Below are 14,907 nucleotides of genomic sequence, written 5' to 3' on the forward strand. Positions count from 1 at the left end.
ATCATTACGCAAATGAAAACAGACGTTCAAACCTTGCCATTTTTAAAGCACTACCCACAAAGTCAGATGCGCCTTTTAATTCTATCGTTGCGCCGTCACCTCCTGCATGGTCACGCAGTAATAACAACATGCCTAAAGCAGAACTATCAATATAGCTTACATCTTTCAAATCTACGATAAAATCAGTGCCTTTCGGATGACGACTAAAGCCATCTCGAAACGCTTGCTGGCAGGCGTAGTCAAAACGTCCCTTTATGACTAAGGTCGCCGTATTTGCCTTTTCATCAAATTGACTAATAATCATACATCACGCCTCACAAACTTTGGGCCAAAAAAATGATTTTAAGTTATTGATGAGAGAGGAGTTTTTTCTTACTCGCTAAATCCGAAACATAATCTAACTTTGACTGCACATCGTTTAGGCGGCGCATTAAGTCTGATTCAGTACTCTTAATATGCTCCAGCTTCAAGTCACCAGGAGCAGGCTTTGAGTCTAGGATTTCAGTTAACACAGTATCTATATCGTGGGCTAAATCAATGACGCTGTGTTCTATAACACTCGCACTTGAAGGCTCTGTATGCACTATGCTCAGCAAGTTTAAAATCGCTTCTTTAGTGTTTATTAGACCTTCATTTACCACTGCAACCCACGTATTTTGAGACGCCTGCCACCCAGCTAATTGCTGTAAATAGGCTTCGTATAACTCAAAGCGATATTCTATATGCTCTCTCACCAGCAAAAAATCTTGCTTACTTACTTCTATTTCTGAAGCGAGCATATTTTGACTTTCAAGGCTCTCATTCGTCTCGACTTCATTGCTATTGAGTTTAGCAACGAGCCACTCTGACAACTGTTGCAGTTTGGTAATCTTGGGATATTCTTTGTCACAGTTATTTACCAAGACATTAGAACGCGTAAGAAAATCGATCACTTGCTTACGATTTGCTTCCAATTTATTGGAAAAGCTACAGTACGGCGAGGAGTCATCCAAAATTCTAACCGGGGCATCCCACACGTCATTAGCCATTAAACTCAACGTTGCCTCCAGCACTCTAAGCTCTGCATGAGACTCAAGTTGAACCAGTTCGACTAAATAACCATACTGCTTACAGGTTGTAATTTTTGTACAGCGCACCTCATAGTTTCTCTTTCCTACTCGCTTAGGCGCTATAGTATTACTTTCAATCAAATCCTTAGAAAGCACTTCGCCTTCCAAATTGGAAAGATGGACATCGACCCCTAAAAAGTCCGATAAGGATTCAGATTCAAGCACCCACAACTCTGACATCCCCTCACTGACACTAAGAATTTCTCCACTCTCACTAACCAACAATTTAAGCGATAAAGAAGACGACATAGCCGATTGATAAAGCTGAGCAAAAGCTTTTTGGGTCAAAAAATCAGAATTAACACCGTTTAAAAAACTATCAAAATAGCGAGCAAAGTCACCAAATTCATCACTGCGCAAAACAGGCACAGAAATGGGAACTCCCGACTGCGCGCGATCAATCTGCGAGTGAAAAAAGCTTAATGCTACGCGTCTATCTAGCAGCACTCGACGCCATCCCCAAATCAGGTATATCAGCAACAAACACCACCCAGCAGAAAGAAGCATGACATAAGGGTGATGCAACAAGTCTATGTTTCCTAGTCGTGAGCTACGCTCCGCTGCAATTTGCTTAATTTGAGACAATCGACTCAATGCTAATTGGATTTGCTCTGCTACCGTAAATTGAGAAATCGTAACGGGTGCACTGGGTAAGCTAACAATCTCAGAACTGTATTCACGTAATCGCTGCCCTAGAGATCGCTCTCGCTGTAACAACTCAGGAATATAAACGGAACCTTGATCTGCGGATATTGCTCGCCACCGCGCCATCAACTCTAAGGTTTGGTAGGTAATGTCATGCAGCTCATTTGCAGAACGCTGAGATTCCTGTAAGCGTTCATTTGCAGCGAAATATGTTCCTACAAGCAAACCTGTAAATAACAGAATAAACAGCACCGCATACTGAACTATCCAGTCTGAAAAGCGCACTCGACGTTTATCAAATGCAGCATGAGTTGAAGTGGTTGCGTCCATCTTATTCAAGCATCTCTAACAGCTGTTTAAGAAAAAAGTAGGTATGGCGCTGGTCAAGCAAAAACCATCCATCCTCTCTTAGGGTGATACGAATTCGTTCTTCTTGCCAATTTAGCATAACCGCATCAGCGTCTACTAATTTATGAACCACGCTCTTATCTGCACTGCTGTATTGCCCCCTGAAGGCGAAGTTAACTCCCTTCGACTCAATAAAAATAACCAGATCATCCGCACTACACCACTTTTCATCCGGCTCAATTAAAGGCAATACATGACCGCTATGATAGACAAAACCAGGCACCAAGTGCACAACAGAGCGATACGGAGTAATTCCTATCACCATATCGGCATACAGCTCCATCCCATGAGAAGAAGATAACTGGATCATCACAGGAGAGTGGTTCTTACAGCGCCCATTCGCAGTACCACCGCGCCTTAACGTTAACGACTGATGAAATACTTCTTCTGGTAGCATAGGTTCATTATAAAAAGTCCCTCTAACGTTCCAAATATTATGCGTAGTTTTGGGTAAAAAATTGGCTCGTAAAACAACACCATAGTCTCGATCAAATGAATTTGGCTGTAGATAGTACGTGTGCCCATCTATCTCAATGGCCAACAATGGATTCCGCTCATGTAACGTTGCGACTGAGCTCCATCCGCTGTCTCCGTAATGCCAAACGTGTGTATCCAACGCAAGCGGAGGATTTTGACTCTCTCCATTGATCACTTTCACTCGAAATGCAGGAAATACAAGTGTCTGGTTTTCCCAGCGCAAACAATAAACTGGAATAACCGATTCCGACAAAGGCACTACTTGCGTCGCGCGCGACTGATCGTCCAGAAAAAAAACACGCCCTCCATAAAGATTTATCCCATGAGCAGTTTCTAGACTGGTACTCTGAGACATCACCCTTAGATTACTCCTATTAGCAACCTGAATGACATCATCAACACTAACGGAAAACTGCTCTCGAACCTGATCATGGAGTGACTTATAAAAACTTAGAAAAGAAGGGCTTCTACGCCACACCTCGCGCTCTGATGCCAATAAATGAAGCCAATCAACCCAGTAATTTTGGCTTTCTTCGGGCAACATCAAAGCTTGGCTTGAGCCTTGCTCCAACGCTTCCCAGTGCCAACTAGGCAATGTTAAGACTAATTGCTCTAAGTCTAAGCCTGTTTCCAGCACCACTTGCACGCGCACGTTGTCGAAACTATCGCTCTGAACACTAGACCGATTTTCTGCATGATCAATAACCCAATAGCCCAAGTCCGACAAACTTGAGAAGTCTTCAAACCCTTGAGTTACTTGACCTTGATATTCACCTCTATAAGAACGTACCGAATTGCGTTGAGTCTGCACTAAAGTAGTTTGCAAACCTCGCTGAATATTCTCGATCAAGCTAGTATCAACCGCCGTCGAAAAAGCCAGCTCAGCCACGTAAAGCGACCGGAACTCACTCGTCCATGCCAGCCAGCCAGCCATTTGCGAATCATTAAAAAACGCGCCTTGATCAATCACTGCAGCAAAATCATTGATCAACAAATCAAGATAACTGTGAAGTTGGCTTTGTTCGGGTAGGTGGCACTTTAGATCTGCTAACAGTGACTGAATTGTCAAATAAGACTTTAGCGGTGCCAGTTGAGAATCAAAGATAGAAGACTCAATGTTAAACAGAGTCATTACAATAGAGGCTTGCGAGGCGGCTTGAACCTCGCTCATTAGGAACGCATCCGTTGAAAAAAAGCGCGGTTAGCAAATTCGTCTATCTGTTTTTGTTCCTGCTTTTCAGCCAAGGCATTTTCTTCACCAACACTTTTTCCTTTTAGCCAGTCCATGCCTTTCGTTTTAGCCCGCGCATCCTGCCAACGCTTCATAACCATATTGACCTGCTGCTCCGAACGCTTCACCTGCTGTTCCTGCTGTTTCACGGCCTGATGTAAGCGCGTAACAAAGTGCTGGTAATTGGTCGTTAAATAGGGAGATAAGCCAAGCAGGTTGCGCTGCTGTTCATATTGCTCAGCATACTCTTTCAACTCTTGCAGTTTCCGTTGATCATGCTGTAGACGAGCTTGCTCTTTCGCCACAGCTTTCGCCACGTCATCTTCTTTGCGTTTGGAAATATCAACCAGTACCTGCATGCGCTCAGATTTTTTCATGCGTCTCCCTCGGAATTAGTTTGATATTATCGGCTTAGGGTATAGGCGTCTACTGGGACGGTGTTGAAGTCATCGCAGCGACGAGCGCTTCTAGACTTTGATCAATACTAAAGCTTTCGCCGAGTGATTGACGTAAAAAGTCGTTAATAGCAGGCATCAAGGTAATTGCCTGATCCAATTCAGGATCGGAACCTTTTGTGTAAGCCCCGACAGCAATCAAGTCTCTATTCTGCTGATAGCGAGAATACAGTTGTTTTACTCGCATAGCACCTTGCATGTGAGCATCAGAAACAATATGAGGCATAGCACGGGAAATGGAAGCTTCTATATCAATCGCAGGGTAATGTCCCTCTTCCGCTAAACGACGAGACAGTACAATATGACCATCCAGAATCGCTCGAGAAGCATCTGCAATCGGATCTTGCTGATCATCCCCCTCTGTTAACACGGTATAGAAAGCCGTCACAGAGCCACCACCCTCTTTACCATTTCCAGCACGCTCCACCAGCCAGGGTAGTTTAGAAAAAACCGAAGGGGGATAACCTTTGGTTGCTGGCGGCTCACCTACTGACAAGGCTATTTCACGCTGTGCTTGCGCATAACGCGTCAAAGAATCCATCAATAATAGTACGTTTTTGCCTTGATCACGGTAATATTCCGCGATTCTCGACGTGAGAACCGCTGCGCGCAAACGCATTAAAGCGGAATCATCTGCAGGTGACGCCACCACAACAGAACGCGCTAAGCCCTCTTCACCAAGAATTTGCTCTATAAACTCTTTTACTTCTCGACCACGCTCGCCAATCAATCCAACGACGGTTATATCTGCTTCGGTAAAGCGTGTCATCATACCAAGTAGCATACTTTTACCCACACCACTGCCGGCAAATAAACCTAGACGCTGACCTTTACCCACCGTCAGTAGTGAATTAATCGCTTTAATACCAACATCTAACGGCTCACTGATTGGTTTTCTCTGCAGCGGGTTTATGATTTCCCCCTGCAAACTAATACTCTCGTCGGCAATAATGGGCCCTTTACCATCCAGCGGTCGGCCAAGACCATTGACGACACGCCCTAATAACCCTGGGCCTACCGGCATTTGGCTGTCTTCACGTAATGGACGCACACGCGCACCTGGAGAAATGCCATCGATCGCTTCCGTTGGCATCAAGTAGGTCAAATCTCCGGTAAAGCCGACGACTTCAGACTCAACCCAACGATTTTTACCAATTTGGACCGCACACCGATCGCCCAAGGAAGCAGCGCATCCTACAGCCTCCATCGTCAGACCGACCATGCGTGTTACCTTACCTTCGATATCAATGGAATAATCTGGCAAAGACTGTTGCTGCAGCTTGCTTAATCGATCAAGGAGTGTCGTCATAAAAGTGCTTTATTGAGGCTTATCGAGAGAGTTTAAAACGTCTTTTAAACGAGATTCAACGGTACCGTCGACATAAAAGCTATTTGACTCAAGAACAAACCCTCCCTCAATCAGAGACGGATCTGTTTTTACTTTTATCGTGAGGCGTTGCTCCGCAGCCAGTGCTTCAATCGCTTCGACACAGCTTGGATGAACGGTTAGCGAGGCACGCCCCTCATGCTCACCTAACGTAGCCAGCACTTTACTTAATTCAGAGCGAATCATTTCCTCACTGTCTTCGCCTAACTCACGACGAACGACATGCTCGACGATACGCTTCGTGGCACTCTGTAACAGCTCTTCTAAACGTTCTCGGGTACTTTCTAGAGGTTGTTCGAATTCTTTTAGGACATTATTGAGAAGCATTTCTAGCTCACCAACCTGCGACTGTGCAAGCTCAACACCTTGCGCTAACGCTTCCGCCTTACCTTCTTCTAGACCTTGTTCAAAACCCTGTTGATGACCTTCTTCTTGGCCTTTAGCTAAGCCTTCTTTATGACCCGCTTCTTGGCCCTCTTCTTGACCTTGCGCAAAACCTTCTTCATACGCCGCTAGGCGTATCTCTTCAAGTTGTTGTGCCGTTAATGGCTCATAGACCAGAGAGTCTTCATCAATCTCCTCTGTAATCTCAACCGCTTCTTCGTCAGACTTAATCGCAATACCTGAAGGCGTTTTACGCGGCGCTTCACCAGAACCTAAATTTGGTAATTCCCAGCGTTCATAAGCGGTCAGCTTTCTCTCGTTATCAGGCATTCACTAAACCATCTGCTCACCACCGCCACCAAGGACGATTTCACCGTTATCAGCCAAACGACGGGCAATCGCAAGAATCTCTTTCTGCGACACCTCCACTTCACTCACTCGCACAGGACCTTTGGCCTCTAAATCATCCTTAAGCATGTCCGCTGCACGAGATGACATGTTCTTGTAGACTTTTTCTTGCATGTCTGGATCCGCACCTTTTAGTGCCAAAATCAGTGTCTCAGACTCAACTTCACGTAAAATAGCTTGAATACCACGATCATCTACTTCAAGCAGATTATCAAAGACAAACATCAGATCCTGAATGCCACTTGCCAAATCTTCATCAACATCCCGAATAGACTCCATCAATTCAGCCTCAACCGAGCTGTCAATAAAGTTCATAATATTAGCTGCTGTACGAATACCGCCAATCGAGGTGGACTTAGTAGAATTATTACCAGAGAACTGACGCTCAAGAATATTATTCAACTCCTGCAATGCCGCAGGTTGAACAGTTTCTAAAGAAGCGACTCGTAAAACGATATCCAATCGCACGCGTTCATCAAAGTTCGATAGGATGTCCGCTGCTTGATCTGGATCTAGATATGAAATAACAATGGCTTGAATTTGGGGGTGCTCATAGCGAATCACATCCGCAACAGCTCTTGATTCCATCCATTTAAGCGTATCTAACCCTGTGGTATTTCCACCTAATAGAATTCGGTCAACTAAACTGCCCGCTTTCTCTTCACCCAGAGCCTCTTTAAGCATATTTCGAATGTAGCCATCCGCGCCCAACCCAAGGCCAGTTTGATCGCCAACTAGAATCAAAAACTCATCAAGGACTGTTTCTACTTGATGTCGTTGAATATTCGCCAACTGAGCCATGGCTTGGCCAATACGCTGAACCTCTTTAGGCCCCATGTGTTTCAAGACCTGAGCCGCATCGGACTCCCCTAACGACATCAGCAAAACCGCCGCTTTATCCAGCGAGCTCATGTTCGCAGCATCTTGGTCACTCATACTAGCCTTCCATTACCCACTGTTTCACTACCTGCGCTACTCGTTCTGGCTCTTCGGCAATCAGACCGCGTATTGCGTTAAGTTGTCGCTCAATTTTCTCTGGTGATCCAGGTACGGAAACGTCTTCCGCACTGACTAGAGACACCTGATCATCAGAAATCTCATCCGTCTCATCGGCAAAAATAGCCGCCTCTGTATCTTCCGCCACCGCAATTTTGTTCTGGTCACCCAATGTTTTCAAAATTGGACGCACAACCATCAATAAAAGCAGTAAGATAAACACACCGACAAGTACGGGCTGTAATAACTCTAGGAACCAACTTTGCTTATAGAACGGAACCTCTTCCGGTGCTTCCGGCGGTTCTGGAACAGCAAACGGCGAGTTAATCACACTGACACTGTCACCGCGAGAAGGGTCGTACCCCACCGCATCACGCACTAAGAGCGTCAAACGACTCAACTCTTCATCGCTCCAAGGCGTTCTAATAACCGCAGAGGTATCTGGATCTATCGACACAATATCATCAACAACCACCGCGACTGAAAGCCTTCGAACGGTGCCTTGTTGTCGCTTGGTGTAGCTAATACTTCGGTCTAACTCAAAGTTTCGTGTTGTTTCTTCACGTGACTGGCCATTTGCCCCATTTGCACCGCCGCCAATCGCAGCGCCATTTTCATCCGCGGCTTCGGGTATATTCACCGCACCGGGAGGCTGATTGGTTAACGAGCCAGGTACGCCATTATTACCACCGTTCGCAGATCGACGTTCACGTAAGGTTTGTTCACTGCGAAGTGCCAACAAGTCTGGGTTATATTGCTCGTCTGTTTGCTCTACCGCGGTAAAATCGATATCGGTAGAAACCTCAGCCTTGAACCTTCCACTTCCCACGACCGGCGACAAGATATTATTCACTCGTTGTAACATGACGTCTTCAACACGACGTGAGTATTCGAACTGCTTGCCCGCAACGGATAGTTCGGAATTAGTATCTTTCTCGGTCAACAAAGTACCGCGCTGATCCACGATCGTAACGTCTTGATCACTTAATTGGGAAATACTTGAAGCAACAAGATTTACAATGGCATCCACTTGACTACGGTCCAAACGACGACCGGGGTAAAGCTCAAGAAATACAGAAGCACTCGGCTTACGGGTATCTCGAACAAACACAGACTCTTTAGGGATAGCAAGGTGTACACGGGCAGATTTGACGCTTTGTAAACTGGTGATCGTTCGACTCAATTCACCTTCAAGTCCACGACGGTATCGCGTCGTTTCAACAAATTGCGAGGTGCCGAGGGATTGATCTTGGTCCATAATTTCAAGACCAACAATATTGTCTGACACAATGCCTGAGCCTGCCAGCTTGAGCCGTGCCTGATGATAAAACTCCGACTCAACCAATAATGCGCCAGTGTTTTCATCGAGCTTGAAAGGGATACTATTAATATTTAGGATTTCAACAATCTGATCGGCATTGTAGTCCGTAATACTACTGAGTACGGGCTTGTAATCTGGGCCAGACGTCCACAGTACAGCTGCCAGAGCGATAGCAATAGACGCAGCAAGACCGACCATCAACGAAAGCTGACGAATTACTGTCAGTTTGTTGAAGCCAGTCAATAACTCCATATAGAGCTTTTGCTCAGATCGATCTGCTGGGACATTATCCATTCAGTACTGCCGCGTCTAACCCACTGTTAAATGGGCATATTCATTATTTTCTCGTAGGCGTCTACCAGCTTGTTCCTGACCTGGGTCATCGCTTCAAAGGATACGCTCGATTTTTGCAAACCAATCATTACTTGAGGCAAGTCTACCCCTTCTTCGCCACGCTCATAGGCTTGAGCGAGTACTTTAGATTCTTTCTGTAATGAATTTACGTTATCGACAGCAGTTTTCAGCATATCGGAAAAGTCAGGACGCTCTACTCCTTGCGGGGCTTGTTGACCAACCTGCTGAATACCCGTTTGAATATTCGAGCTCGGAGATTGAATCTGACTTCGCAAGTCACGCATTTGAGAAAGCACCTGATTAATGTCAGGTCTGTCTGTCACCATTTTACTCGCACCCAAAAAATCATTAAGTCATAGTAGCTTAGCACACTGTCATTAAAAACTAGACTTTAATATCAATCAACTTCTATGCCACATTCTCGCATTTTTGCGATTTTGTAGCGCAGCGTTCGAGGGCTAATGCCCAACTTCTCCGCCACTTCTTTACGCTTGCCTTTAGCATCGACCAAGGCTTGCGCAATAATACGAAATTCGTGCTGCTGAACGCCACGCCCAAGTATCGATGCGGCTTCACTCGCATCTTCATCTTCTGGCTCTTCTACTTTTGGCGCGGAAACCATATCGAACACGATATGATCTTCGCTCACCCTGCCTTGACCACACAATATTAGAGCACGCTGAATAACATTCTCTAATTCACGTACGTTGCCAGGCCAACCATGAGATTCAAGCTTGCTTAACGCGGATGGCGCTAGAAAAGCGTCATTAATGCGCATCTTTTGTGCATGCTTTAACAATAAAGCTTCTGCCAGCGGTTGTATATCGCCTTTACGCTCGCGAATAGGAGACCATCGTAAAGGAAACACATTTAAACGGTAATATAAGTCTTCCCGAAAACCGCCTTCTCGAACATATTCAGCCAAATCACGGTTTGTTGTGGCAATAATTCTAACATCTAATTTAACCGCTTTTTTGCCCCCCAATCGCTCGACCTCGTGTTCTTGCAATACACGCAATAACTTTGCCTGCAGCCCGACATCCATTTCAGTCACTTCATCTAATAACAAAGTACCGCCATTGGCTTGTTCGAATTTACCCGCTTGAGAAGAAACAGCTCCCGTATAGGCCCCTTTCTCGTAACCAAAAAGCATGGCTTCGAGCATATTTTCAGGGATCGCAGCGCAATTAATAGCAATAAAAGGACGTCCATTGCGATCTGATACAGAATGAATGTACTGCGCTAAAACTTCTTTACCTGTGCCACTTTCACCACAAATTAAAACCGTTGAATCCGTTACCGCCACACGTTTTGCCAGCTCCAATAAAGCCACGCTGGTTGGATCTTTAGCGATCGGGGTATAGCTTTTAACTTTTGCGACACGAGACGTATGTTTAGCGATAATATCGAGCAGTTCATTTTCTTTGAAGGGTTTAAGCAAGTAGTCTACTGCGCCATTACGCATCGCCTCAACCGCATGGGCAATATCACCATAGGCGGTCATCAGCATCATCGGTAATTCAGGAAAATGCTCCATAACATGCTGAAGCAAACCGTAGCCATCCATTCCTGGCAAATTGACATCCGATACCACCATATCAAAGTTCTGACGCTTTAATGCCACAATGGCATCTTCAGAACTTTCCACCATAAAACATTTATAACCCGCCAGTAACAGCGTATCTTCTAATGCTTCAGCTAATCCTCGGTCATCTTCTACGACCAACAAACTCACTTCAGACATACTCACTCCCTAAAATTGGCAATGTGATGGTCGCCTTTGTGCCAACCTCAGGCTGACTCTCGATTGTAAAGGTACCATGATGGGCACGAATAATCGCTTTCACTACCATCAGCCCCAACCCAGTTCCATGTTGTTTTGTGGTAACAAAACCTTCTTGTACTTTATTGAGCTGTTCGTCGCTCATTCCTCGTCCGTGATCTTCAACCGTGATACGTAATACCTGCTCATGAGCCGTGACCCACAGGTCTATTTCTGCACCGCGCTCAGAAGCTTCGATACCATTGTTCACCAAATTCAGTATCGATCCAATCAATACCTCTTGATGACACTGTATTTGTCCAGTTGGCAAACCGTCAACATGAACATTAAGCACAGCATGATTCAGTTCTGTTTGTTCCTTCGCACGCTCTGATAGTTTATCAACCAACACTGTCAACGATAACTTTTCGTCTAATTTAATATCTGACTTTGAGAAAATTAGCATATCTCGAATTTGGCGCTCAATATTATTCAATCGGTCAGACAATTTTCCCGAAAAACGAACGCGCATATCCTCAGACAAAGATTCTTTCTGTAAGTGCTCAGCGTATAACATGGCGGAAGACAATGGCGTGCGTATTTGATGAGCCAACGCCGCCACCATTTTCCCCATAGTGGAAAGGCGTTCATGATGCGCCAATTGACGCTGCAGCGAATGAGTTTCGGTTAGGTCGACAAGAATAATCAATTGCCCAGGCACATCACCCAGTGACGATGTTTCAACGCGAACACGCCGCCCAGTGACCATCGTAATTTCATGGCCGTCATCTTTTTGAGGCCGAAAGCTTTTAGGTACAATATCTGACCACACACCACCTAAAATAGTCTCACCAAATAACCGATCCACAATTGGATTAGTCATCACTACTCGACCTTCCGAGTTGAGTAGCATCACACCAACAGGCATGGACCAAAAAAGCTGCTGAAATTGCTTCAACAGCACTTTGTTTTTCGTCTCTTCTTCTTGTTTAGCGCACTCTGCCTGTTCCAGCTTTGCGGTTAACAAGCGAACTTCATTTTGCAGTTCTTCATAAGCGCTTTCTAAAGAACGTGAAGTCTCTTCAAATAGAGTGAATGCTTCTTTTAAACGGGCAATTTCTTCGTCCTTGTTCACTTAGAACTCCGACTTATCTATACGGTAACGACGCATCTTTTCAATCAATGTCGTACGTTGAATTTGCAGTAAGCTGGCCGCTTTAGAAACCACACCATTTGAAGACGTTAACGCATGACGAATCAACACCGATTCAAGATGTCGAATATAAACATTAAGATTCACAGCTTGCGTACGTGGCATGTTAGGAGACTCTGCCAAGCGATTTAAAATAGGCAAAATCTGTTCTTGGCGCCATGGGATAGGACAACACCATACAGTGCCTTCTGACACCACTTCTTCGTGTTCTTGCAGCCAAATAGAAGGCAAGGGTAAAGACAGCTTGGTCACATCAACCAAACTTCCGACGACAAAGAAATCAACAAGTTCATTCTGTTGCGGATCCATGACAATCTCAATACCGAGAAAATGTAGGATCGGCGCGACGGCTTGAGTCTCTTCTTGACTGACACCAATGATACAGGCTTTCATGATTCTCTATTAATGACTGTAATAACTCCAAACTTTAGCACAGTGTCACCAAAGAGGCATGCTGTCAGCTCAGTGAAATGACAATAATTTCTTTATAAGGCAATGGTTTAACTGCTGAGATTTTTGAACAGTAAATCAAATTCCGCCTCAGCTGTTTGTCTATCTTGATGCCAAGATAGGCTCCCCAATAACGGTGCAGATAGCATGTTATTCAACGTTGCCAGATTCTCTTCATAGCAACTCATATCTTCTTGTCCGCCATTTGCTACCCAACCTGCGATTTTCAAGCCATCACGACGAATCGCTTCCATGGTCAAGAACGCATGGTTTAAGCAACCTAATCGCATATTGACAACAACGATCACCGGCATGGCCAAACGCTTCGCTAAATCAGACAACAATTCACGATCGTTCACTGGTACACGCCAACCGCCCGCCCCTTCTACCAAGGCAAAATCATGGGGCGTTAATAAACTGCCTCGAACAAAGCCTTCTAAGCGAGTTACCGTGATGATTTTATTTTCTTTTGCGGCCGCGATATGTGGCGCAATAGCAGGCTCAAATACAACTGGGTTTACTTGTTCATAATGCAGTGACACCGAACTCGCCGCTTGAATTTTCATGGCATCATCATTTCGCAACTTACCGTCAATCATTTCCGCCCCAGCAGAAATGGGTTTTACTCCCATTGAGCGTAAATCTTGACGCGCCGCCGCCGCCAATAACCCCACACATACATGGGTTTTGCCTGCATCTGTATCGGTGCCGGTAATAAAGTACTGTTGCTTAGCCATGATCTACCTTCGTCAATTGAATAAACGCCACCTCATAAGACAATGGAATGCCAAGCTGGGTTTGCAGCTGCTTGTATTGTAATTCAAAGGCTTTCCACTTAGAGGGCGATATAACACTGGAGTCTTCCATTACAATCGAAGCTCCTACTTTTTTTAGTGAGTAAACGGCTTCTTTTACCGTAGGATAATGCACCGTCATGGTGTGCTGTTGCGCTTTCTGGATAAAAAAACCAGCGGCTTTACAGTCGGCTAGAACCTTAGCCATGCTCGGGTAATGGTTATGATGCGAACGGCCGTCTACTCCCTGCCAAGCTATACTAAGTTCAGGCATCGAGCCAGACACTAAAGTAGATACAAGAACTTGGCCTTGATCACTCAACACTCTAAACAGCTCACTAAAAAGCTGCGATGGCGTTAAACACCACTGAATTGCCAAGCTGGACATCACGCCATCAAAAACACTGTTGGCAAAAGGCAAGGCTTCTGCATCTGCACACACGAATGCTGCACTGGGTACTCTTTGGCGTGCTTTGTGAATCATCGAGAAGGACAAATCCAGCCCGACCACTTGCTGACCTTTTAATACCGAAAGCGCTCGACCAGTCCCTGTGCCCAAATCAAGCCAACGTTGATCCATGACAGGGGAATACCACTCTACCAGTTGCGTTAAGACCTGCTCTTGGAACACCGCATATTGATCATAACTGTGCGCAGCTCGTGAGAAACTGCTCGCCACTTTTTGTTTGTAAACAATGTCTGAGTTAGTTAAACGTGTTGTCATTAATGTACTGGGTTACCATCGCCACAAACTGTGACGGGTCTTCTAAGAAAGGTTGATGGGCCTGATTTGGTAAAGCCAACACCGTTTGCTGATAGTTCTTTGGCAACCACTGAATCACTTTTTCTGTATCAACCAATGCATCTTGAGCACCAAACATATGTAAATTTGGTACATCCAGCAGTTCAATTTCGCGCCGCACATCTAATGTTTCCAGCAAAGCCAAACCACGAATTAATGCTTCTGGGTCGATCAACTCTTTAGGCTGCAGACTGGACAAGGTTTTGGTTAAACCTTTCACGTCTGAGGCCCCCTGAGTCTGTAAAGTCAAAAAGCGGCGAAAGCCTTTCTCTGGCGTTTGCTTCACTAGATCGAAAAAGTGTGTGAACGCATCCGGCTCCATGCCAATTGGCCACTCATCGATAGCGGTAAAACACGGCGCACTTGCTACCGATATTACCCCTTTTACGCAACTAGAACGTCGCGCAGCAACATAGTTTGCAATCATCCCGCCTAACGACCATCCGATCCACCAACAAGGCTTTGGCGCAGCGCGGAGCAACTGCTCAGCAAGTGCATCGATATCGTAGTTTGGCCCGAAGCGATTACGTTTATGCCAATTTGGATCCACGGAAACACCCGGTAAATTAGCTAATACCACATAAAAATGCTTACTCAGCTTAGTCGCCGTTTCATGAAAAACTTCTTTTGGCATAGCCCATCCAGGCACCAAAAAAATTGCGGGAAGGTTAGGGTCACCAAAGGTTTCGGTTTCAATCGGAGTTCGCATTT

The 14,907-nt window shown here is 45.3% G+C and carries 15 protein-coding genes; all 15 read right to left on the bottom strand.

All coding sequences use genetic code 11. The features are described from left to right. Positions 1 to 4: 4 nt before the first annotated feature. The 15 genes from AYW76_RS15255 to AYW76_RS15325 all read right to left on the bottom strand — a co-directional run bounded on the left by AYW76_RS15255 (position 5) and on the right by AYW76_RS15325 (position 14,905). Positions 5 to 304: an STAS domain-containing protein gene (locus AYW76_RS15255; RefSeq protein ID WP_067222587.1), complete on the bottom strand. Its 300-nt coding sequence runs from the start codon at positions 302 to 304 to the stop codon at positions 5 to 7. 43 nt (positions 305 to 347) lie between these two features. Beyond that, a complete protein-coding gene (locus AYW76_RS15260; protein ID WP_067222590.1) occupies positions 348 to 2,084 on the bottom strand; it encodes a hypothetical protein in 1,737 nt (578 codons plus the stop codon). 1 nt (position 2,085) lies between these two features. Further along, a complete protein-coding gene (locus AYW76_RS15265; RefSeq protein WP_067222594.1) occupies positions 2,086 to 3,810 on the bottom strand; it encodes a hypothetical protein in 1,725 nt (574 codons plus the stop codon). Further along, positions 3,810 to 4,247, bottom strand: a complete 438-nt coding sequence (fliJ, locus tag AYW76_RS15270; protein WP_067222598.1) for a flagellar export protein FliJ — start codon at positions 4,245 to 4,247, stop codon at positions 3,810 to 3,812. Before fliJ ends, AYW76_RS15265 begins: the two co-directional genes overlap by 1 nt. Positions 4,248 to 4,296: 49 nt before the next feature. Beyond that, positions 4,297 to 5,634: a flagellar protein export ATPase FliI gene (gene fliI, locus AYW76_RS15275; protein WP_067030801.1), complete on the bottom strand. Its 1,338-nt coding sequence runs from the start codon at positions 5,632 to 5,634 to the stop codon at positions 4,297 to 4,299. A gap of 9 nt (positions 5,635 to 5,643) precedes the next feature. Continuing rightward, positions 5,644 to 6,426 (bottom strand): FliH/SctL family protein, encoded by a 783-nt coding sequence (locus tag AYW76_RS15280; RefSeq protein ID WP_067222601.1) that lies wholly within the window; start codon positions 6,424 to 6,426, stop codon positions 5,644 to 5,646. A gap of 3 nt (positions 6,427 to 6,429) precedes the next feature. Then, positions 6,430 to 7,440 (bottom strand): flagellar motor switch protein FliG, encoded by a 1,011-nt coding sequence (gene fliG, locus AYW76_RS15285; RefSeq protein ID WP_067030808.1) that lies wholly within the window; start codon positions 7,438 to 7,440, stop codon positions 6,430 to 6,432. 1 nt (position 7,441) lies between these two features. Next, positions 7,442 to 9,115, bottom strand: coding sequence for a flagellar basal-body MS-ring/collar protein FliF (gene fliF, locus AYW76_RS15290; RefSeq protein ID WP_067222604.1), 1,674 nt, complete (start codon positions 9,113 to 9,115; stop codon positions 7,442 to 7,444). Between the two features lie 26 nt (positions 9,116 to 9,141). Further along, positions 9,142 to 9,501: a flagellar hook-basal body complex protein FliE gene (gene fliE, locus AYW76_RS15295; protein ID WP_067222607.1), complete on the bottom strand. Its 360-nt coding sequence runs from the start codon at positions 9,499 to 9,501 to the stop codon at positions 9,142 to 9,144. A gap of 71 nt (positions 9,502 to 9,572) precedes the next feature. After that, complete coding sequence (locus AYW76_RS15300; protein WP_067222610.1) at positions 9,573 to 10,919, bottom strand: sigma-54-dependent transcriptional regulator; 1,347 nt, start codon at positions 10,917 to 10,919, stop codon at positions 9,573 to 9,575. Next, on the bottom strand, positions 10,912 to 12,072 hold the full coding sequence (locus tag AYW76_RS15305) for a sensor histidine kinase (protein WP_067222614.1): 1,161 nt from the start codon (positions 12,070 to 12,072) through the stop codon (positions 10,912 to 10,914). The genes AYW76_RS15300 and AYW76_RS15305 overlap by 8 nt, the downstream gene beginning before the upstream one ends. Then, positions 12,073 to 12,543, bottom strand: coding sequence for a helix-turn-helix domain-containing protein (locus AYW76_RS15310; RefSeq protein WP_067222617.1), 471 nt, complete (start codon positions 12,541 to 12,543; stop codon positions 12,073 to 12,075). It lies immediately after the preceding gene. A gap of 107 nt (positions 12,544 to 12,650) precedes the next feature. Further along, on the bottom strand, positions 12,651 to 13,337 hold the full coding sequence (gene bioD, locus AYW76_RS15315; protein WP_067222619.1) for a dethiobiotin synthase: 687 nt from the start codon (positions 13,335 to 13,337) through the stop codon (positions 12,651 to 12,653). After that, entirely contained in the window at positions 13,330 to 14,118 is a 789-nt protein-coding gene (bioC, locus tag AYW76_RS15320; protein ID WP_067030827.1) for a malonyl-ACP O-methyltransferase BioC, read from the bottom strand. Before bioC ends, bioD begins: the two co-directional genes overlap by 8 nt. Next, a complete protein-coding gene (locus AYW76_RS15325; protein ID WP_067222622.1) occupies positions 14,099 to 14,905 on the bottom strand; it encodes an alpha/beta fold hydrolase in 807 nt (268 codons plus the stop codon). Before AYW76_RS15325 ends, bioC begins: the two co-directional genes overlap by 20 nt. Positions 14,906 to 14,907: the final 2 nt, after the last annotated feature.

The sequence above is a fragment of the Marinomonas gallaica genome (assembly GCF_001639745.1).
GTDB classification, from domain to species: Bacteria; Pseudomonadota; Gammaproteobacteria; order Pseudomonadales; family Marinomonadaceae; genus Marinomonas; species Marinomonas gallaica.

What these genes read in the sequence shown, in the direction of transcription:
- AYW76_RS15255 (WP_067222587.1), bottom strand. Translation starts at nt 304, where the DNA reads ATGATTATTAGTCAATTTGATGAAAAGGCAAATACGGCGACCTTAGTC.
- AYW76_RS15260 (WP_067222590.1), bottom strand. Translation starts at nt 2,084, where the DNA reads ATGGACGCAACCACTTCAACTCATGCTGCATTTGATAAACGTCGAGTG.
- AYW76_RS15265 (WP_067222594.1), bottom strand. Translation starts at nt 3,810, where the DNA reads ATGAGCGAGGTTCAAGCCGCCTCGCAAGCCTCTATTGTAATGACTCTG.
- fliJ (WP_067222598.1), bottom strand. Translation starts at nt 4,247, where the DNA reads ATGAAAAAATCTGAGCGCATGCAGGTACTGGTTGATATTTCCAAACGC.
- fliI (WP_067030801.1), bottom strand. Translation starts at nt 5,634, where the DNA reads ATGACGACACTCCTTGATCGATTAAGCAAGCTGCAGCAACAGTCTTTG.
- AYW76_RS15280 (WP_067222601.1), bottom strand. Translation starts at nt 6,426, where the DNA reads ATGCCTGATAACGAGAGAAAGCTGACCGCTTATGAACGCTGGGAATTA.
- fliG (WP_067030808.1), bottom strand. Translation starts at nt 7,440, where the DNA reads ATGAGTGACCAAGATGCTGCGAACATGAGCTCGCTGGATAAAGCGGCG.
- fliF (WP_067222604.1), bottom strand. Translation starts at nt 9,115, where the DNA reads ATGGATAATGTCCCAGCAGATCGATCTGAGCAAAAGCTCTATATGGAG.
- fliE (WP_067222607.1), bottom strand. Translation starts at nt 9,501, where the DNA reads ATGGTGACAGACAGACCTGACATTAATCAGGTGCTTTCTCAAATGCGT.
- AYW76_RS15300 (WP_067222610.1), bottom strand. Translation starts at nt 10,919, where the DNA reads ATGTCTGAAGTGAGTTTGTTGGTCGTAGAAGATGACCGAGGATTAGCT.
- AYW76_RS15310 (WP_067222617.1), bottom strand. Translation starts at nt 12,543, where the DNA reads ATGAAAGCCTGTATCATTGGTGTCAGTCAAGAAGAGACTCAAGCCGTC.
- bioD (WP_067222619.1), bottom strand. Translation starts at nt 13,337, where the DNA reads ATGGCTAAGCAACAGTACTTTATTACCGGCACCGATACAGATGCAGGC.
- bioC (WP_067030827.1), bottom strand. Translation starts at nt 14,118, where the DNA reads ATGACAACACGTTTAACTAACTCAGACATTGTTTACAAACAAAAAGTG.
- AYW76_RS15325 (WP_067222622.1), bottom strand. Translation starts at nt 14,905, where the DNA reads ATGCGAACTCCGATTGAAACCGAAACCTTTGGTGACCCTAACCTTCCC.